18 protein-coding genes are annotated in these 19,604 nt (G+C 59.7%); 12 read left to right on the top strand and 6 right to left on the bottom strand.

Annotated features, from left to right (window positions below; translation table 11 throughout):
• Positions 1–426 precede the first annotated feature (426 nt).
• On the top strand, positions 427–981 hold the full coding sequence (locus AC1V0D_RS12390; RefSeq protein ID WP_140924179.1) for a histidine phosphatase family protein: 555 nt from the start codon (positions 427–429) through the stop codon (positions 979–981).
• On the opposite strand, the gene AC1V0D_RS12385 is transcribed toward AC1V0D_RS12390, so the two are convergent.
• Positions 963–1,928, bottom strand: coding sequence for a beta-propeller fold lactonase family protein (locus AC1V0D_RS12385; RefSeq protein WP_140924176.1), 966 nt, complete (start codon positions 1,926–1,928; stop codon positions 963–965). The two genes, AC1V0D_RS12390 and AC1V0D_RS12385, sit on opposite strands and share 19 nt — an antisense overlap.
• 493 nt (positions 1,929–2,421) lie before the next feature.
• Here AC1V0D_RS12385 and AC1V0D_RS12380 point away from each other — a divergent pair, with 493 nt between their 5' ends.
• Positions 2,422–3,435, top strand: coding sequence for a glycosyltransferase family 32 protein (locus tag AC1V0D_RS12380; protein WP_046101160.1), 1,014 nt, complete (start codon positions 2,422–2,424; stop codon positions 3,433–3,435).
• Here AC1V0D_RS12380 and AC1V0D_RS12375 read toward each other — a convergent pair.
• Positions 3,412–4,329 carry a LysR family transcriptional regulator gene (locus AC1V0D_RS12375; protein WP_482907506.1) on the bottom strand — a complete coding sequence of 306 codons (918 nt, stop codon included), beginning with the start codon at positions 4,327–4,329 and terminating at the stop codon, positions 3,412–3,414. The genes AC1V0D_RS12380 and AC1V0D_RS12375 overlap by 24 nt on opposite strands.
• A 101-nt stretch (positions 4,330–4,430) precedes the next feature.
• On the opposite strand from AC1V0D_RS12375, the gene AC1V0D_RS12370 reads away from it, so the two are divergent.
• Both AC1V0D_RS12370 and opgB read left to right on the top strand, forming a co-directional pair.
• Positions 4,431–4,820 (top strand): tautomerase family protein, encoded by a 390-nt coding sequence (locus tag AC1V0D_RS12370; protein ID WP_009092284.1) that lies wholly within the window; start codon positions 4,431–4,433, stop codon positions 4,818–4,820.
• Positions 4,821–5,043: 223 nt separating this feature from the next.
• Positions 5,044–7,335, top strand: coding sequence for a phosphatidylglycerol--membrane-oligosaccharide glycerophosphotransferase (gene opgB, locus AC1V0D_RS12365; protein WP_482907505.1), 2,292 nt, complete (start codon positions 5,044–5,046; stop codon positions 7,333–7,335).
• A 63-nt stretch (positions 7,336–7,398) separates the two neighbouring features.
• On the opposite strand, the gene AC1V0D_RS12360 is transcribed toward opgB, so the two are convergent.
• Positions 7,399–8,112: a GNAT family N-acetyltransferase gene (locus AC1V0D_RS12360; RefSeq protein ID WP_482907504.1), complete on the bottom strand. Its 714-nt coding sequence runs from the start codon at positions 8,110–8,112 to the stop codon at positions 7,399–7,401.
• Positions 8,113–8,212: 100 nt separating this feature from the next.
• On the opposite strand from AC1V0D_RS12360, the gene pdxR reads away from it, so the two are divergent.
• Positions 8,213–9,661, top strand: a complete 1,449-nt coding sequence (gene pdxR / locus AC1V0D_RS12355; RefSeq protein ID WP_337025446.1) for a MocR-like pyridoxine biosynthesis transcription factor PdxR — start codon at positions 8,213–8,215, stop codon at positions 9,659–9,661.
• Between the two features lie 18 nt (positions 9,662–9,679).
• Here the strand turns inward: pdxR and AC1V0D_RS12350 are convergent, their stop codons facing one another.
• Complete coding sequence (locus AC1V0D_RS12350; RefSeq protein WP_307744052.1) at positions 9,680–10,747, bottom strand: LacI family DNA-binding transcriptional regulator; 1,068 nt, start codon at positions 10,745–10,747, stop codon at positions 9,680–9,682.
• A 193-nt stretch (positions 10,748–10,940) separates the two neighbouring features.
• Here AC1V0D_RS12350 and AC1V0D_RS12345 point away from each other — a divergent pair, with 193 nt between their 5' ends.
• From AC1V0D_RS12345 to AC1V0D_RS12330, 4 genes are all read left to right on the top strand, one after another.
• Entirely contained in the window at positions 10,941–11,753 is an 813-nt protein-coding gene (locus AC1V0D_RS12345; RefSeq protein ID WP_058958261.1) for an ABC transporter substrate-binding protein, read from the top strand.
• A gap of 61 nt (positions 11,754–11,814) precedes the next feature.
• Positions 11,815–12,624: an amino acid ABC transporter permease gene (locus AC1V0D_RS12340; protein ID WP_482907503.1), complete on the top strand. Its 810-nt coding sequence runs from the start codon at positions 11,815–11,817 to the stop codon at positions 12,622–12,624.
• Positions 12,617–13,369 (top strand): amino acid ABC transporter ATP-binding protein, encoded by a 753-nt coding sequence (locus AC1V0D_RS12335; protein ID WP_009092290.1) that lies wholly within the window; start codon positions 12,617–12,619, stop codon positions 13,367–13,369. Before AC1V0D_RS12340 ends, AC1V0D_RS12335 begins: the two co-directional genes overlap by 8 nt.
• A 19-nt stretch (positions 13,370–13,388) precedes the next feature.
• Complete coding sequence (locus AC1V0D_RS12330; protein ID WP_482907502.1) at positions 13,389–14,501, top strand: NAD(P)/FAD-dependent oxidoreductase; 1,113 nt, start codon at positions 13,389–13,391, stop codon at positions 14,499–14,501.
• 32 nt (positions 14,502–14,533) lie between these two features.
• Here AC1V0D_RS12330 and AC1V0D_RS12325 read toward each other — a convergent pair whose 3' ends face one another.
• Both AC1V0D_RS12325 and AC1V0D_RS12320 read right to left on the bottom strand, forming a co-directional pair.
• Entirely contained in the window at positions 14,534–15,046 is a 513-nt protein-coding gene (locus AC1V0D_RS12325) for an RcnB family protein (RefSeq protein WP_111207674.1), read from the bottom strand.
• Positions 15,047–15,140: 94 nt separating this feature from the next.
• Positions 15,141–16,421 carry a serine hydrolase domain-containing protein gene (locus AC1V0D_RS12320; protein WP_482907501.1) on the bottom strand — a complete coding sequence of 427 codons (1,281 nt, stop codon included), beginning with the start codon at positions 16,419–16,421 and terminating at the stop codon, positions 15,141–15,143.
• Between the two features lie 238 nt (positions 16,422–16,659).
• Here AC1V0D_RS12320 and AC1V0D_RS12315 point away from each other — a divergent pair, with 238 nt between their 5' ends.
• From AC1V0D_RS12315 to uhpB, 3 genes are all read left to right on the top strand, one after another.
• Positions 16,660–17,328: a YecA/YgfB family protein gene (locus tag AC1V0D_RS12315; protein WP_046101153.1), complete on the top strand. Its 669-nt coding sequence runs from the start codon at positions 16,660–16,662 to the stop codon at positions 17,326–17,328.
• A gap of 181 nt (positions 17,329–17,509) precedes the next feature.
• Complete coding sequence (uhpA, locus tag AC1V0D_RS12310) at positions 17,510–18,103, top strand: response regulator transcription factor UhpA (protein WP_140028820.1); 594 nt, start codon at positions 17,510–17,512, stop codon at positions 18,101–18,103.
• Entirely contained in the window at positions 18,100–19,599 is a 1,500-nt protein-coding gene (gene uhpB, locus AC1V0D_RS12305) for a signal transduction histidine-protein kinase/phosphatase UhpB (protein WP_111207672.1), read from the top strand. The genes uhpA and uhpB overlap by 4 nt, the downstream gene beginning before the upstream one ends.
• Positions 19,600–19,604: the final 5 nt, after the last annotated feature.

The raw sequence follows: 19,604 nt of genomic DNA, 5'->3' as shown, positions 1-19,604 counted from the left end.
TTTCGCCGATCTTTTTTAACCGGTCACTTAAACTGAGCGAATGTAACTTAACAATCAATGGAGCCGACTGTGCATCGAGCACCGTGAGCAATCACTGGGGACCTAGTGTATCTACGCGCGTAGATAAATCAAGCGATCCCGACGCAAAATGTTAGTCAGACTTCACTATCACACTGCGTCATCATGATTTTTTATCGCAAATTCAGCCAGTTAACAGCGCCTCACTTTGCACAAAAAAAAGTCATCACTCGCGTTAAGTCAGCACTTTCTCTAATCATTAAGCATGATAAACAGGCGGGGCTGCTTTCATCGGACTCTGTTGTCGCACAGCTCTGTGACCGCAGGATGACACTCAGGCTCAGGCTGAAAAATCGCTGCGCGCGCAAATAATGCGTTACCCTGAAAAAAAGGCCAGGCAGAGAATGTATGACCATTATTCTGATGCGACACGGTAAACCCGATCATCAGGCCGCAGGCCGTCTGAGCGTGCAGGCGCTGGCAGACTGGTGCGAAGCCTACGATCGGTCACAGGTCAGTGACGGGCCGCCGCCGCGCACTGTCCACATTGCCCGTCAGGCGGCGGTTGTTGTCTGCAGTCCCCTGCCCCGCGCGCAGTCCTCCCTGAGTCAGCTTGGTCTGCAGCCGCATGAGGTGAATGCTCTGTTCAGCGAAGTTGCCGTGCCGATACTGCGAATGGGCGCGATGCAGCTGCCGATCCTCTGCTGGCTGGCGCTGCTGCGGCTGCTCTGGTTCTGCGGATATGCGGGTGATGCGGAGTCGCTGCCTCATGCGCGCCAGCGCGCCGCAGCGGCCGCAGAAAAGTTAATCGGGTACTCCGCTCAGGGCACCGTGCTGCTGCTGGGCCACGGCATCATGAATAAGATGATTGCCCGGGAATTACGTAAACGGGGCTGGCAGGCGGAGAAGCATGCCAGCAGCCGCCACTGGAGTTCCGCGATCTATCATCGCCCGTTTATCTGAGCGAGCGAAAAATAGCCCAGCACTTCACACCCCGTTCCCACGCGCGGCGTGGCAATCACTTTACGCTGCGCCAGATCGATCACGCTCAGCGTGCCATCATCCTGATTGGCAATCAGCAGCTGCTTTTTGTCGGGGGTAAAACAGCCATCCATCGGCATGTTACCCACCGCGATGTCACCCAGCGGATTCAGCAAATCGTCAAACAGCGTGACCAGGGGTTCCTGATCCCCTATGGCCACCAGCTGTTCGCCATCGTCGCTGAAGCGCACCACCTGGCAGGGCTGCTGATGGCCCGGCAGCGTCAGGCGCTGACGGATGCGGTGGCTTTGCCGATCGATCACATAGAGCAGCGGCGCGTCAGCCGCGCTGGCGACCAGATAAGGGTGTTTCGGTGAGGCCGCGATACCGGCAATCGGGCCAGGCAGCAGAATGGTGTCGATGACCCGCCCCTCTGCCTCACACAGATCCACCACCGTGATGGTGGCATCCTCTTCGTTATCAGTGAAGAGCTTGCGGCCGCTGGGAGAGAGCGTCAGGCGATGCGCATTGTGCGAAGGGATCGGGATAACTTTTTCGACCTTGTCACTCTGTGGATCGATCACCGCCACGGCGGCGCTCTCCTCACAGCAGAGGTAGACTTTACCGTCGCGCCCCAGCTGACCGCTGTGGGGTGCCCGCAGCGGCGAGAGATCGATAAAGCCGCTGATCGTCCGACGCGCTAAATCAATGACCGCCACTTTATGACCCGGATGGGGATTGTCGCCATGCACGCCGTCGCCATAGACCGGCACATAGGCTTTACCCCAGGGGGCCAGCATCAGGAGTTCATGCGGGCGCGGTGGAAAGGCGTTCAGTTCCCGCTCAACCGCGAACGTCTCCGGATTAAGAAACAGGACGCGATTGCCCCGCTTATCGACCGCCAGCAAACCCCATGATTCACTCTGCATGTGCGCTCCTTTCTCAGTAAGTTCTTCTTAAGCGTAGACAATGCGCTTCAGGCTGTCTGATTCGGCGGATTGATGAGCCGGGCTTACGTCACACATTAAGCGCAATCACGCCCGCTCCCGCACTCCCGTAAGCGCCACGGTCTTGCGATTCAGATATTCCTTAATAACGGCGCGTACCGGGATGAAATAAATGATTAATTACGGCCATGGGTTTATTTTTATTTCATGCCCGGCCTGATTCCGTTTTATCCTAAAGTCAAAAAAAGGCATAGCTAATCAGTAAATAATGTTTTATTAAAAAGGTGCAGTGCAATTCCAGATAGCCGTGAGGAAACTACCGCGCGCTCAGGCACTGCGTCGCCACCAGGGAAACCCTTTCAATAATTCCCGCACGCATCGGGGTTGCAGCCAGTCTGTAATGCCGCCTGTTTCCGCCCCATGCGAACAGGCAGAGTCTGCACTATGACGGGAAAATAAAAATAACAGGTATATCATGACTGCACATCGCCAACGTCCAGCGCATAAAATCTGGCGCAACTGGAAAAGAATATCGTTCAGCAGCCAGATGTTATGGAATAAAAAACAGCAAAGACTCTGTCGGGCGCCGGAATATGATCCGGGTCAGGAAGATAATGTCGTTTTAATCGCTCAGCAGAAAGATCTGCCGGAGATTCCAAAGATTGTCTGGATGGTCTGGCATAATGAACAGCTGCCTGCCTCAATGGCGCTCAATATCAGCAAAATACGGCGGGATAATCCCGATCACCAGGTTTATCTGGTGACACAGCGCACCCTGTCGCAATGGCTGCCCGACCTCCGGTTTATCTCAGCCGATCTGACGCTGGCGCATAAAAGTGAGATCATCCGGCTGGAACTGCTTCACCGTTACGGCGGCATCGGCATTGATTGCAGCACCCTGCTGTTCGAGGATCTCGCCTGGGTGCATCGCGTTCACGAGGCGCGGTCACTGGATCTGATCGGCTACTACCGCGAGCAGTCAACGCTGAACCTGCTTGCGCCGGTCATTGAAAGCTGGTTTCTGGCCGCCCCGGCGCAGAACCCTTTTATCCGTGAATGGCTGAAACAGCTGGCGCCGGTTAAAAATGTCGGCATCCGCAACTATTTTCATGAGCTGCAGAAGCGCGATGACTTTCCGCTGCTTGTGCAGAATATGGATAACCCGTCCCGTCAGCTGCTCTCACTGGCGCAGCAGGTGGCGATGCGTGAATACCGGCGGGCCAATCTCTATCTGCGTAAAGGTGAAGCCAGTGCCTGGTATTATCAGCGCCTGCACGCCGACAGCAGCAGCGCCTTTGCGCAGTCAGTGCTGTTTCAGCAGCGTCCCCAGACGCCGCCACCGATTATTAAGTTAACCGGCAATGAGCGGCTGCATCTCGACTTCAATCTGCGTATCGGCCTCTATAACCGCAGCAGCCTGATTGGGGAGATGATGCATACCCGTTCGCCGGGACTGGCACTGCCCTCAGTGGTTAAAGCGGGCGCGTAACCAGTGTGTAAAGGTGGTGACCGCGCGCGGCACCTGTGCCGCCCAGGGTCGCACGATCCACAGGCGGGCGGCAAAAGCGCCGACCGGCTGCCACTCCGGCAACACCCACTGTAACGATCCCGCTGACAGCGCCTCACGGGCGCTGAAGTCGGGCAGCATGGCAATGCCCAGACCCTGCAGGGCCGCATCGCGGATCGACTCACTGTTGTTGGTGGCAAAACTGCCCTGAATCTGCACCTGAACCGTTTCGCTCTCCCCCGGCGCGACAAACCGCCAGCGCGGTGACTCGACGCCGCGCGGGTAGTAAAGGCAGTTGTGCTGCGCCAGTGCCTGCGGCCTCTCCGGCACCCCCTGCGCCCTGAGATAGGCTGGCGAGGCCACCAGCACGGTCTGCGTGTCGCACAGTGGCAGCGCCACGTGCGTTTCCGGCAGCGTGTCACAGTGGCGAATCGCCAGATCAAACCCCTCGCTGCTCAGCGAGACAAGGCGATCCGTCACATCCAGCTGCAGGCGCACCTGCGGATAGTCGCGCAGAAACTCGCCGATAAGCGGCACCAGTTGCTGGCGGGCAAACGCCACGGGTGCGGTGATGCGCACCAGACCCCGCACCGGCCCGGCGGTATCCCGCACGCTGAAAAAACTCTGTTCGATGCGGGCAAAAGGCTCGCGCAGCTCCTCCACCAGCTTCTCACCAGCGGAGGTAAGCCGCACGCTGCGCGTGGTGCGCTGCACCAGCATCAGACCCGCTCTCTCCTCCAGCTCTTTGATCTTCTGGCTCATCGCCGCTTTGCTGACATCCAGCCGCGCTGCCGCGCGGGTGAAACTGCCCTGCTCTGCCAGTACCGTCAGCCAGTGCAGATGCTCCCACAGGGTATCCGTCTTCATCTCTTTCATCAGCATTGTTCACAATAATGAATAATCATTTCAGGCTACGCGCTTTTTCCCGCCGGATAAAGCCGTCACCATAGGCCTCTTATTTCTCAGGAGAAACCGCTATGCCACTGCTGCAATTTGATGTTATTGAGGGTCGTTCAGAATCTGAGCTGCGTACATTACTGGATGCCGCGCACCGGGCCGTGCTGACCGCCTTTAACGTGCCGGAACGGGATCGCTACCAGATTGTTCATGAAAACAAACGCTATCAGATGGTGTTTCAGGACACCGGGCTGGGATTCAGCCGCAGCGATAATCTGGTGATGGTGCGGGTCTTTACCAGCCCGCGCAGCAGCGAACAGAAACAGCGGTTTATGGCGGAGCTGGCGCGCGAACTGCGTGAGCATTGTGGCGTGCAGGGCAACGATCTGATGATCAGCTTTATCACCAATGACAAAGGCGACTGGAGTTTTGCCGACGGCGAAGCGCAGTATCTGACCGGCAAACTCTGAAAAGCGGCCCGGACGCCTGCTCTGCTGACGGTGCGCGCCAGCCACCGTCACGTCTGCTGGACGCCCGGCAGGCACGACACAAAATCCCTCTGCGCTTCCTCGCACAAATCCGCCGGATATGTTGCAGCCCGATGACAGCCAATATAGATTGTCGAAAAACCATCCCCCGACGATGGCCGGTTGCGTGACGCCCCGCGCCCCCCTGCAGAGAGAGGATTTCCCGTTGTCCGAATTTGTGTCAGTCGTGCTGTTTCTGGCTGCTATTGCTATCTATTCCTGTAAAGCCGGGCGTAACAGATTCTGGTTTGTGCTTGTTCTTGTTCTGCTGGTGATATTTGTGGTGCTGAACGCCACCCTCTACGCCAGTAACTATTTCACCGGCGACGGCATTAACGATGCGGTGATCTATACCCTGACTAACAGCCTGACCGGCGCGGGCGTCAGTAAATATGTGGTGCCGGCCATCGGGCTGATCATCGTGCTGTTTCTGCTGTTCTGCCTGCTCTCCTGGGTGCTGCGGCGGCGTAAACGTCCCCATCATCTGGGCTGGTCGCTGCTGGCGGCCGCCTGCGCGATCGGCTCGGTGCAGACCACCCCCGCCTTTCGTCAGGTCGCGACGCTGATCGTGTCGCATACCCAGCTGGCCGATTCTGACTTCGACACCTTCTATAAAGTGCCGCGTAACCGCATTGAACAGCCGCGCCTCAACGTGGTTTATATCTATGGCGAGAGTTTAGAGCGCACCTATTTTGATCCGATTGCCTTCCCCGGCCTGGCACCTGAGCTGAGCCGTCAGAAAGAGCAGAGTATCGATTTCAGCCAGACCGAACAGCTGCCGGGCACCGATTACACGATCGCGGGTATGGTCGCCTCACAGTGCGGCATTCCACTGTTTGCGCCGTTTGACGGCAATGCGTCGGCGTCACTCTCCAGCTTCTATCCGCAAAATGTCTGTCTGGGCGACATCCTGAAAAACTCCGGCTATGAGAACTGGTTTATTCAGGGTGCCGATCTGCGTTTTGCCGGTAAGGATGTCTTCCTGAAATCGCACGGCTTCGATCCTGCCAACCTCTATGGTTCGCAGGAGCTGAAAAGCCGCGTCGCCGATCCCAGCTACCGCAATAACTGGGGCTATTATGACGATACGGTGCTGGACGAAGTCTTTGAGAAGTATCAGGCGCTCTCCCGGGCCGGTAAACCTTTTGCGCTGTTTACGCTGACCGTCGACACTCACCATCCTGACGGATTTATCTCGCGCAGCTGTCAGCGCCGAAGCTACAGCATTGAGGGAAAACCTAACCAGTCCTTCAGCGCGGTCGCCTGTTCACAGGAGCACGTCGCGCGGCTGATCGAACGCATCAAAGCGTCACCGTGGTTTAAAAATACCGTGATCGTGGTGAGTTCCGATCATCTGGCGATGAACAACACTGCACATCCCTGGCTGATCAAACAGCCGCGTCGCAATCTCTTTATGGTGATCCGCGGGGATAAACCGCAGGCGGAGCTGCTGGAGGCAAAGCGCAGCACGCTGGATAATGGCGCTACGCTGCTGGATATTCTCGGCGGCGATAATGCGATAGGTCTGGGCCGCAGCAGCCTCTCTTCGCTGTCGCTCTCAACGCAGTTTGACGATATGAAGAGCAAGGTCATGAGCTGGAAGCCCGATATCATTCAGCTCTGGAACTTCCCGAATAAGATGGAGAACTTCACCGTCGATCAGACGAAGAATACCTTCAGCTTCTCCGGGACCACTTTTAAGCTGCCGATTCTGTTCCGCATCAGCGACAAACACGTTGAGCCGATGCCGGAAGGGGAATATTCGGCACCGCTGCGCTATCAGCTGGCCGATTTCGCGGCAGCCGATAAATTCGTCTGGGTCGATCGCTGTTTTAAAATGGCGCGACTCTGGCAGCCGTCGCTGGCCCTCTCCGGCGATCTCTGTGTGGCGATGGGGCAAACCGGCGGCACACCGTCCGTTACTCACATCGATAAACCGCAATGGAAAGGCCGGGTGCAGTTCCCGGACGGGCCGATCAGCGATGCACGTTATCAGCAAAATCTGGCGCAGATCCGTATCGAAGATAACAATATCCGCTACAGCGCTGACAGCTTCCGGCTTGATATCCCCGGCGCGCCGCTGAGTGTGAAAAGCTTCAGCGGCATCTCACGCCCGGAGAGCTGGGGACGCTGGTCAAATGCCAATCTCGCGCCTGAGGTGCATATCGACTACGTTGATGCCCTGCCCGCGAAGTTCGATCTGGTGATCACGGCGCGGGCTTACGGCGCGAATGTGCACCGGCCGATTCCGGTTCGCGTGGGCAATCAACAGCAGCTGCTGTCGCTGGGCGAAGCGATCTCGACCCATACCCTGCATTTTGATAACCCGGACGCCAGCCACCAGCTGGTGATCGCCCCGCCTGAACCTCAGCTGAGCAACACCGGCAATATCACGGGGCAGGACCCGCGCAAACTGGGCATTGGCATGGTCGAACTTAAAATCGTGCCCCAGCCTTAATCCCCTCTTTTCTCTTCAGGCCTCTGCGTTTTTGCAGAGGCCTCTTACTTTGTCGCCACCGGGTCAGGACCTGCCGCGCAGCGCTTCCAGCTTCTCACGCTGCTGACCATCGGCGGTAAAATTCTCCTCCGCCAGCCAGCGCTGCAGCCCGCTTTTCACCTGCGGCCACTCGCGATCGATTATCGAAAACCAGCTGGTGTCGCGCGAGCGACCTTTGTAAACAATGGCCTGGCGAAAATCACCTTCATACTGAAAACCGAGGCGTGCCGCGGCTCTGCGAGAAGGCGCATTGCAGCTGTCGCATTTCCACTCATACCGGCGGTAACCCAGGCTTTCAAAGGCGTACTGCATCAGCAGGAAATGCGCCTCTGTTGCCATGCGCGTCTGCTTCAGACGGGGCGAAAAAGCGACATGACCGACTTCCATCACCCCATGTTCAGGCTGGATACGCATTAACGACAGGCTGCCCACCGCCTCTCCGGTGGCGAGGTCGATCACTGCGAAATGCAGCGGGTCGCGGCTGGCCTCCAGCTGCCGGATATAATCCTGCCACGCCTGGGGATCATCGAACGGCCCCATAAACATATAGGTCCAGTCGCGCCCATCTTCCGCCAGCGCCCAGGCGTCAGACAGGGCCTCTCCATGCCGCGCGGCGCTGAAGGGCTCCAGCCGACACGACTGACCGGTGAAAACCTGATGTTGTGGCAGAGGACGCGGCTGCCAGTCTGGCAAAGGCTGGCCGACCGGCTGACCATAGTGATTAAAGTGTTGTGACATATCGCCTCCCGGCTGCAGATAATGTCAGCAGAGTGCCACTGTTATGGTGGGTTAAAAAGTACCACAATCAGGGAAAATCATAGATCCATGGAAGCAGACGATGCCGACAGAAATCCCCCCGTTACTGCTGGCTCCCTTAGCACCGGTAACCGGTACGACGCTACAGCAGCAGCTTTATCAGCGGATAAAGCAGGGCATTTTGCAGGGGCAGCTTGCTGCCGGAGCCGTTTTACCTGGCACACGGCAACTGGCTTCTGAACTGCAGGTTTCACGTAATACCGTGCTCAACGTCTGGACGCAGCTTCAGGCAGAGGGCTATCTGATGAGCGATCGACAAGGCAGCCGGGTCACCCCGCTGGCTTTGCCAGCCGGACAGGTGGATGACGATACGCTTACCCGCTGGCCGCTGGCAAAACGGATCGATATCTTTCAACGCAGACCCTGGGTCGACACCGGCGCCTTGCCCCTGCGTCCCGGTATACCCGCCCTGAACCATTTTCCTGTGGCGGCATGGCGACGGGCGCTGAGTCAGGTGATGAGCCATACGCCTCCGCAGCTGCTCGGCTATGGTGATCCCCTTGGCGATGCGGAACTGCGTACCGCGCTGGCGCAGCATCTGCGTATCACGCGCGGGGTGCGTTGTGACGCCAGGCAGATTGTGATCACGGAAGGGGTGCAGCAGGCGCTGATGCTGTGCGTTACCCTGCTTAGCAATCCGGGCGACCCTGGCTGGATTGAAGAACCTGGCTATCGCGGAGCCAAAGCGGCTTTTCGGGCCGGAGAACTTAACCTGATCCCGATCCCTGCCGATCATCAGGGGCTGGCCCCCCAGCCGGGACACTGGAAGCAGGCCCCGCCACGGCTGATCTATACCACCCCGACGCATCAGTATCCCACCGGTGCCGTGATGAGCGCGGCGCGACGCCTGGCGCTGATTGCGGCTGCACGACAGCATCGGGCCTGGATTATTGAAGATGACTACGATGGTGACTTCCATTACCACGGCGATCCCATTATGGCGATGCAGGGCATGACGGATAACGCCCCGGTTATCTATCTTGGCTCTTTCAGCAAGACCCTGTTCCCTGCGCTGCGTATCGGTTTCATGGTACTCCCCGCACCGCTGGTCAGTCGTCTGACACCGGCACTTCATCAGCTGCTGCGTGGCGGCAACCGTCCTGAACAGCAGGCGCTGACCCGTTTTATTCTCAGTGGCGATTATCGTCGCCATCTTGGCAAGATGCGTCGGCTCTATCGTCAGCGTCAGGAATTACTGCGATCCGAACTGCAGCGTGCGGCGGGTCAGTCGCTTCCATTGCTGGGGGGTGACAGCGGACTGCATCTGGTGCTGCCACTGGCTTCCCATCACAATGATGCCGTGATTGCCCGACAGCTGCATCAGGCAGGCTTTGCTCCCGCAGCCCTGTCTGAATTTTATCTGGCCGAACCGGTGCAGCAGGGCCTGGTTATGGGCTATGGCAACAGCAGCGACACGCAAATCATTGCAGCCACGCGCCAGCTAAGCCGGATACTGAGCTGGCCGGGCTAGGCTGTGATTCAGCGCGCCTCAGGCCGGCGCAGCAATCGAGTGGCGAATCATCAGATGGGCATCGAAGCGCGGCACGGGGCCGGGGGCCTCACCGCGGATGGCGGCGATCAGACGTCGTGCGGCTTCACGGCCCATTTCATAGACCGGCTGCGCAATGACCGTCAGCGGTGGCGTCACAATCTCACTCCACGGGAAATTGTCATACATCACAAAAGAGAGATCGGCCGGGATACGCAGCCCGCGCTGCGTCACTTCGCGCAGCAGCCACATGGCGACCACGCTGTCAGACGCCACCAGCGCGGTGGGCGGCTGCGGACGCTGCCACAGCGCCGCGACGATACGGCTAATCGATGCCTCGTCCAGCGCGTTCACCTGCACCAGCGACGGATCAAACGGCACGCCTGCGTCAGCAAAGGCCTGCATCATGCCGCCCACGCGCTGGGCGACCGGCGTCAGGCCAAAATCGTCCGGCGTGCTGTAGTCAGTGGTCAGCGCCATGCTGGTGATATAGGCGATATGGCGATGACCTGCGGCCAGCAACCGGGCCGTGACGTCTGCGGCCACGTCGGTAAATTCACAGCAGACCGCGTCCACATCAAGACCGGTTACCGCGCGATCGAACAGCGTCAGCGCTCTGCCCTCTTCCTGCACCTGTATCAGATGCGCGTTCTGTTCCAGGGCTGAACAGCAGGGCGCAACGATAATGCCATCGACCCGCTTTTCCAGCATCACCCGTACCGCATCCTGCTCCGCCTGCAGCTTTTCATCACTGTTGCTCAGCAGCAGATGGTAACCCGCCGTGCGCGCCACGTCCGCCATGCCACGCAGGGCCAGACCAAAGTGAGGATTCTCAATATCGCCGACAATCACCCCGATAGTATTGGAGCGGCCGGTGTTCATACTGCGCGCCAGCGCATTGAGCCGGTAACCCAGCGCGGAGGCGGCGCTGTTGACCCGCTCCTGCACCTCATCGCTGACCGCGCCATAGCCACCCAGCGCGCGCGCCGCCTGGGCTTTGGAAACATTTGCTGCGCGCGCCACATCTGCCACGGTCGGCGCTTTGGATCGTCTGTTCTGGCTGGTCATAATTATTTCGAATCACAGGTTGATGACAGGAATATTGACGCCGAAAAAAGGCTGTGCTTAAACTCATTGTAACTCCTTGAGACCGGTCTCACAATGTTTCTGTCTTAAGGTGCCACCTGCGTTGAGACCGGTCTCAATCAGAATTACTGGCTCAACAGTCTCTGATGTTTAAACCTGCAAAAACGGATGAGCTATGAAATCGCAAATCACACTGGGCAAACTGCTCGGCACCGCACTCGCACTCTGTTCACTGTCGTTCTCTGTGCTGGCCGCCAGCGACAACAATCCCTATGGGCTGATCGAACCGGGTCAGCTTCGCATCGCCAGCGTCGGCGACTCAAAGCCTTACACCTTCACCGACGCCAGCGGTCAGTTCACCGGCTTCGACGTCGAGTTTTTCAGAAATGTTGCCCACCGCATGGGCATCGATAAGGTCGATTTTATTGGTCAGGACTTCTCGGCCATCATGCCCGCGGTCGCCAACGGTCAGTACGATGCGGCGGTGGCGGCGATTGGCATCACCCCGGCGCGGGAAAAAACGGTCGATTTCTCCACCGGCTATCTGGCCGGGTTCCTCACCGTTCTGACCCGTCATGACAGCGGCGTGAAAGATGTCGCCACGCTGGCCAAGCACCGGCTCGGCGTGGTTCAGGGCACGCTCCAGGAGAACTATGCCGTGGAGCACTTCCCGCAGACCGATCTGGTGCGCTTTCCGGATAACAACAGCGCGGTCTCTGCCCTCAACAACGGCACGCTCGACGCCGTCTTCCTCGACTACGAGGCGGCCAAAAGCTACGCCGAACGCTTTAAGCTGGTCTCTGCCGCCGATATCCCCTCTTTTGATGCACCGGCGGGCATTGCCATTGCCAAAGGTAAACCCGCCTTCAAGGCCGCGCTGGATAACGCCATCAAGGCTGCGATGCAGGATGGCACCTGGCAACGGCTCTATCAGAAGTGGTTCCCCGGATCGCCGATGCCAAAACAGTATCTGCCTGGCGGTCAGTAAAGAGGTGGACGTTTACGTCCTGAGTTAACCGGGGGATGCCCCGCTCTGCAAGGAGACGGCGATGGAGCTGCTCACGATTCTTTCCCGCACCTTCTTTGATTTTTCATCAATGAGGGAAGTACTGCCGCAGATGCTGACCACCGGGCTGGTCAACACGGTGATTATCTCACTGGCGGCGACGCTGCTCGGCACGCTGTTTGGCCTGCTGCTGGCGCTGATGGGCATCTCGCCCTCGCGCTGGCTGCGGGTGCCTGCCCGGCTCTATACCGATCTGTTTCGCGGTCTGCCTTCCATTCTGACCATTCTGCTGATTGGTCAGGGTCTGGCGCGCTTCAGCTATCAGCTGTTCGGCCCGACACCCTATCCGCTGGGGATCTTCGCCCTCAGCCTGATCGCCAGCGCCTACATGGGCGAGATTTTTCGCGCCGGTATCCAGAGCGTGGAACGCGGCCAGCTGGAAGCGTGCCGTGCGCTGGGGATGAGCTATGGCCGGGCCATGCGACGGGTCATCATCCCACAGGGGATCCGTCGCGTGCTGCCCGCCATCGTTAACCAGTTCATCGCCATCATCAAGGATTCGTCGCTGGTCTATCTGCTCGGCCTGATGACGCAGCAGCGTGAGCTGTTTCGCGTCGGTCAGGATGCGGCGGTGCTGACCGGCAACCTGTCGCCCCTGATGCTGGCAGGACTCTTCTATCTGATGATCACGGTGCCGCTGACGCACATGGTCAACTATGTCGATATGCGCTACCGCACCGGACGCCGTCGTCTGACGGCCCCGCAAAGCGGTCTGAAAGAGGTGGATGAGGTCAGACCGTCCGGCGGCGCCGTTCTGGTCACTCACCCCCGGATGGGAGGCAACCATGAATAATCTGAATGGCGCGAGCTGGCGCGGCGCCAGCCTGGAGCTGCGCAATCTGACCCTCGCCTATGGCCCGATTGAAGTGCTGCGTAAGGTCTCCCTGCAGGTGGCCCCCGGCACCACCACCTGCATCATCGGGCCATCGGGATCGGGTAAATCGACCCTGCTGCGCGGTATCAACCGGCTGCACGAACCGCAGTCGGGGGATGTTTTGCTGGCCGACCGCTCCGTGCTGCGCGACAAGCCTGATGCGCTGCGGCTGCGGATTGGCATGGTGTTTCAGCACTTCAATCTCTTCCCCGATCACACTGCGCTGGAGAACGTCGCCCTCGCCCCCTGGTGTGTCAAAGGCCTGCCCAAGGCGCAGGCGATGGCGATTGCGCGTCAGCGGCTGGAAGAGGTCGGTTTAGGTCAGCGCGCCGATCACCGGCCGCGCGATCTCTCCGGCGGGCAGCAGCAGCGGGTCGCGATAGCCCGGGCCCTGGCGATGGATCCGGAGGTGATGCTGTTCGACGAGGCTACCTCCGCGCTTGACCCCGAACTGGTGAAAGGGGTCCTGACGCTGATGGCGGATCTCTGTCGTCGCGGCATGACGATGGTGGTGGTGACACATGAAATGGGCTTTGCGCGCAAAGTGGCGGATCAGGTGGTGTTTATGGACGAAGGCGAGATTGTGGAAGCCGGGCCGCCAGACGCCATTTTTGACGCGCCGCAGTCGCCGCGCCTGCAACGTTTTCTCTCTGAAGTGCTGTAACTGAGCAAGGAACCTGACAATGGCGGTAAAAACTGAAATGAAGGTGGTGGTACTGGGCGGCGGCGTGCTGGGCGTTTCGACGGCGCTGGAGCTGACAAAACGCGGGGGGGCGGTGACGCTGGTGACCGAGGCGGAGGTCTGTTCCGGCGCATCGGGACGTTCACTCTCCTGGCTCAATTCGGCGGGTGAGCGCTCCCGGCCCTATCATGCGCTGCGCATGGCGGGCATCGATCGCTATCGCACGCTGTTTGCGCAGCACCCTGACCTCGACTGGCTGCGTTTTGATGGCGGACTTTGCTGGTTCAGCAACGATGCGGCCGGGACGCAGGCGCGACACGCCTATGAGAAGGCGCACGGCTACGACTCTCAGCTCATGAGTGCCGATAACGTGGCGCTGGCGGATGCGACGGTCGATCCCGATGCGCTGCCGTCGCAGGCGATCTTTAATCCGGGTGAAGGCTGGGTCAGCCTGCCGCACCTGGTGGATTATCTGCTGAACCAGTTCCGGTCACGCGGCGGCGAAGTGATCGAACACGCCGGTAAAGCCGCCGTGATCACCGACCAGGGCCGGGCCTGCGGCATCCGCAGTGACAAGGGGGAGATGCGGGCGGATGCGGTAGTGGTCGCCTGCGGCCCCTGGACCCCGGACGTGATCGCCCCGCTGGGCGTGACAATCCCCAATGGTTCGCCGGTCTCGATGCTGGTGATCACGGAACCGGCCGGGCATCAGCTGAAAGCGGTGCTCAACACCCCGCGCGCCGCCATCAGACCGAATCCCGGCAACCGCTACGCGCTGGATCATGACTGGTATGAGGCGGATATCCAGCCGCTGGCCGACGGCGATTACCATATTGATGAACATGTTGTGGCCACGCTGGCCGCGGAGGCGAGCCGGCTGTTACGCGGCGACGAGCCGCTCAGCGTGCAGAGCTGGAAGATTGGCCTGAAGCCGATTCCGGGCGATGGCGATCCGGTGCTGGGTGAACTGCAGAAGGTGCCGGGCTGTTATGTGGCCTTCACCCATTCGGGTGCCACGCTGGCGCTGATTGTCGGCGAGCTGCTGGCGGAGGAGATCGTGACCGGTGAGAAGCATCCGATGCTGGCCAGCTTTGGGGCTGAGCGCTTCAGCTAAAAAAAGCCGGTCATCACGACCGGCTGATTATTTTAGCCACGGAAGAAGATATCACCCGATTTCCCCATGACGATTTTGCCGGTGTCATTGGTAATCAGGATGTAGTTGGCGTTGATATAGGCCCAGTGGGTGTTCTCCTGCGGGGCCGGCAGATTGCGTTTCTGCCACTCAACGATGGTGTAAGTTTTATCCGTGTACTTCTCTGGCACCGTGTCACCGATGTTGTACTGTTTGTAGTCGATGATGATGGTGCTGAGATCGTAATTCGGGCGCGCACTGTTGGCCGTTGACGGCGTGGTGGGCGTCGTCGGTGTAATGCCATCGTTAGACGGTGAGCTGGTCGGTGCCTGGCTCGGTGCGGCACCGTTGTCCGGCTGGGCGCTGCCTGCACCAGACTGCGGCTGGGCATCCGGGTTAGCGGGCTGGATCTGCGGCGGAGGCGGAACGCTGTCGGTTGCTTCGCCAGCCGCCTGAACAGCAGGGATCAGGCTCAGTGAGCCAACCAGTAATCCCATTGATAAAAGTACACGTTGAGTCCTGCGCATAATGATTTCCACGTTGAATTTTGACAGTCAGGCTAAATTTATCGCACTTCAGTTCCGGCGCGATGACGCTATGTGCCAGGCAACACAGCGCAATTCACTTTATGGCGCCCTGGTCAGCGGTAACGGATCGCTGTGCGACCACTTTATCCTGAGTTGCCAGATCGACCAACAGCGCAATGCCTAAATAGTTACTCCAGTTAAAACCATTCTGCAGCACCACAATCGCGTTACCGTGACCTTTATCGTAGCCGATAAAACTCGCGTAGCCGCCGATGTAGCCCACCTGATAGGTGATCGGCTGCCCTTCTGTTGTCTCGGTGACCCAGGCGATATTCTGCGTCTGTGCGCCCTGCCGGTACCAGGCACGGTTCACCGCCGCAAACGCCCTGTCCCGTTCTGCATCACCGGTGGCCGTAAGGTGCGCGCGCAGATAGCGACTCAGATCGCGCGCGCTGCTGTAAAGGCTGGCCGCCGCCACCATGTTGCCGTGAAAATGCCAGTCAGGCGTCAGTGCCCCGCGACGGATAAATTTCGGCTGATCGCCGGCGTGCCCCAGCGCGCGCCACGGATAGCCCGCCAGCGTTTCCGGCTCAAAACTGCTCTGATCCATCTTTAACGGGGCGAAGATAAGCCGGGACGCCAGCGTCTGGATATCCTGATGAAAGCGCTCGCGCAGAATAAAGCCCAGCAGCGCATAGCCGAGGTTGGAGTAGCACGGCCTGCGAACCGCCGGAGCAGAGAAATCCGCCAGGTAACTCAGCACGCTATCGCTGTCCAGATTGCCGTAGAAGTTTTCGCCCGTGCCGAGATAGCGGATGAACTGGTGCAGCATCGGCAGATCCATGTCCTGCCGCGGCAGACCGGAGGTATGCGTCACCAGCTGCAGCAGCGTGATGCGGCGTGCGTCACGACTCAGCGGCACGCCCGCGGGCAGCAGATCGGCCAGCGTGTCGCTCCAGTGCAGTTTGCCCTTGTCCACCAGCTGGATAATCACCTCGGCCGTCACGCCCTTACTCAGCGATCCCAGCGCAAACAGGGTGTCCGGGGTCACCGGATAGCGATGCACCCGATCGGTGACGCCAAATGAATAGTAGTGCGTTGGCTCGTCATGATGGATGACGGCAATGCTGATGCCGGGAACCTGCTTCTGCTGCATGTAGTGCTGCACGATGTCATCGACATTTTCGTTGAAGGTGGCATGCGTCAGGTAGACACGATCGCTGACCGGGGCGGAGGTTTGCGACAGAGTGCCACAGCCGGTCAGCAGAACGATCGCCGCAGCGATCCCGCAGGGTCTGCCGATCCGCTGAGCGACCAGAGCCAGCCGTCTGAGGCAGAGCGCAGCGATCCGGCTGCCAGAAAATTCCTTTTTCATAGAGTAATCATTCAGTTAAGTAGTGTTATCGCGCAGCAGGCTGGCCGTAGCGCAAAAAGGTACCATAAAGTGCGGCGGGCTATCGCCTGCATAATGGGGTAAAAGGGGGGTTAAACGCAGGTTAACCCTTCTGATGCCGGACAGCGTTAGCTGTGTTGCTGCCCGCAAGGGTGTACACTGCTGCGGTTTTAAGGCTCAACGCCGCGCTGAAATTTAGATATGCCCGGGAGGCAACCGCATGAAAGAAGGCCCACTGACCGAAAAAGAGCTGCAATGGCTGGAAGATATGCTGGAAAAGTATGGCAGCGAAGCGTCGATTCTCGATGTCTCCGAACTTGATGGTCTGCTGACGGCGATCCTCTCCGGTCCCGTAACCGTGGAACCCAGCCAGTGGCTGGTGGCCCTGTGGGGTGGCGAGAAACAGATTCCGAAATGGAGCAACGAGCGCGAAATGACGCGCTTTATGTCGCTTTGCTTCCAGCATATGAATGACGTGGCAGACCGCTTAGCGGAATTCCCGGAGCAGTTTGAACCGCTGTTTGGCATCCGTGAGATGGAAGGACTGGAGTTTACCGTGGTGGAAGAGTGGTGCTTCGGCTATATGCGTGGCGTCGCACTGACCGACTGGTCGGCGCTGCCCGCGGATCTGCAGCCTGCGCTGGACGCTATCGCCCTGCATGGCACCGAAGAGAACCTCGAAAAGCTCGACGCCATGACACCGGAAGAGATGGAAGCCAGCATCGAAGCTATCCGCCCCGCTGCGCTGGCGCTGCACGATCACTGGATCTCGCAGCCCGAGGCGGTGCCGGTGCCGCAACAGCCGGTGACCGTCGATAAGCAGCCCGGCCGCAACGATCCCTGCCCGTGTGGCAGCGGCAAAAAATATAAGCAGTGCTGTCTGCATTGATCGAACGGAGTGCGTTCTGATCGGCCGGGTGGGGTTCTGCCCGGCCGATTTAATCTGCCGATCGCCAGCGATCTGACCGCTGTCACCCCGCCCGCCCCCGCAATCCTGTAGAGTGGTCACGACTTGAACAGCTTCACGCTTATCGCTAAGGTAAGCGCGATTTTACCTGCCAGGAAACGCCATGATTACCCTCGCGCTGATTGACGATCACCTTATCGTCCGTTCCGGTTTTGCCCAGTTGCTCGCCCTGGAACCTGATTTTCAGGTGGTGGCAGAGTTCGGCTCCGGCCGTGAGGCGCTGGCAGGGTTACCGGGCCGGGGCGTCCAGGTCTGCATCTGCGATATTTCCATGCCGGACCTCTCCGGGCTGGCGTTACTGAGCCAGCTTCCGGCGGGGCTGGCCACGATCATGCTCTCTGTACACGACAGCCCGGCACTGGTTGAACAGGCGCTGAATGCCGGTGCGCGTGGCTTTCTCTCCAAACGCTGTCGCCCCGATGAGCTGATCGCGGCGGTGCGCACCGTCTCCACCGGCGGCTGTTATCTGACGCCAGAGATTGCGGTTAAACTGGCCGCCGGACGTCAGGACCCGCTGACCCGTCGCGAACGTGAGGTCGCAGAGAGGCTCTCTCAGGGCATGGCGGTCAAAGAGATCGCGGCTGAACTCGGCCTGTCACCAAAAACCGTGCATGTCCATCGCGCCAACCTGATGGAGAAGCTCGGCGTCAGCAACGATGTGGAGCTGGCGCGCCGCATGTTTGATGGCTGGCAATGAGCCCTCTCTTCTCCCGGCTGATCTCAGTGGTCGCCAGCTTCTTCCTCTTCTCGGCAGCCTGGTTCTGCCTGTGGAGTATCAGCCTGCACCTGGTTGAACGCCCGGAGCTGGCGGTGCTGCTCTTCCCGTTTGGCCTGCGTCTGGGGCTGATGCTGCAATGCCCGCGCAGTTACTGGCCGGTGCTGCTGGCGGCTGAGTGGGTCATGCTGCTCTGGCTGGCGAAGGCCGTTTCCCTGGCGCATCTGCCGCTGTTGATGGCGGGCGGCGTGCTGACGCTGCTGCCGGTGGCGCTGATCTCCCGTTTCCGCCACCAGCGTGACTGGCGCACGCTGCTGAGCCAGGGCGCGGCGCTGATCGCCGCAGCGCTGCTGCAGTCTCTGCCCTGGGCCGGTCAGGCGGAGATGCTCAACACCCTGCTGCTGACGCTGACCGGCGGCCTGACGCTGGCCCCGACCTGCCTGGTCTTCTGGCACTACCTCACCCGAACCCGCTGGCAGCCGCTGGGTCCGTCGCTGATTTCGCAGCCGGTCAACTGGCGCGCCCGGCATCTTGTCTGGTATCTGCTGCTGTTTGTCATCAGCCTCTGGTTGCAGCTTGGCCTGCCTGCAGAGCTGTCACGCTTTACCCCTTTCTGTCTGGCGCTGCCCATCATTGCGCTGGCCTGGCACTACGGCTGGCAGGGCGCACTGATTGCCACGCTGATGAATGCCATCGCGCTGATCGCCAGCCAGACCTGGCATGATCATCCCGTCGATCTGCTGCTCTCCCTGCTGGCCCAGAGCCTGACCGGGCTGCTGCTGGGTGCCGGTATCCAGCGGCTGCGCGAGCTGAACCACTCCCTGCAGAGTGAGCTGGCGCGCAACCGGCGTCTGGCGGAACGCCTGGTGGAGACGGAGGAGAGCGTGCGTCAGGAAGTGGCGCGTGAACTGCACGATGATATCGGGCAGACGATCACGGCGATCCGCACACAGGCGGGCATTGTGCAGCGCGTGGCGCCGGACAACAGCCGGGTGATCCAGAGTGGCGTCCACATTGAACAACTCTCGCTGGGCGTGTATGACGCGGTGCGGCGACTGCTGGGGCGTCTGCGGCCGCGGCAGCTGGATGACCTTTCACTGGAGCAGGCGATCCGTTCTCTGATGCGGGAGATGGAGCTGGAAGATGCCGGCATCGTCAGTCATCTTCACTGGCGCATTGATGAGACGCTGCTGAGTGAAGCGCAGCGCGTCACGCTGTTTCGCATCTGCCAGGAGGCGCTGAACAACGTTGTTAAACATGCCAGCGCCAGCGCTGTGATACTCAAAGGCTGGCAGCAGGATGATCGCCTGCTGCTGGTGATTGAAGATGATGGCTGCGGTCTGCCGCCAGGCTCCGGTCAGCAGCGCTTTGGGCTGGTCGGGATGCGCGAACGCGTCACCGCGCTGGGCGGGTCGCTGACCCTCTCCTGCACCCATGGAACCCGCGTCAGCGTCCATCTGCCGCTGCGGGCTGTCTGAGGAAC

The sequence above is a fragment of the Pantoea sp. PA1 genome (assembly GCF_056856975.1).
This window is presented reverse-complemented; position numbering and strand designations above follow the sequence as displayed.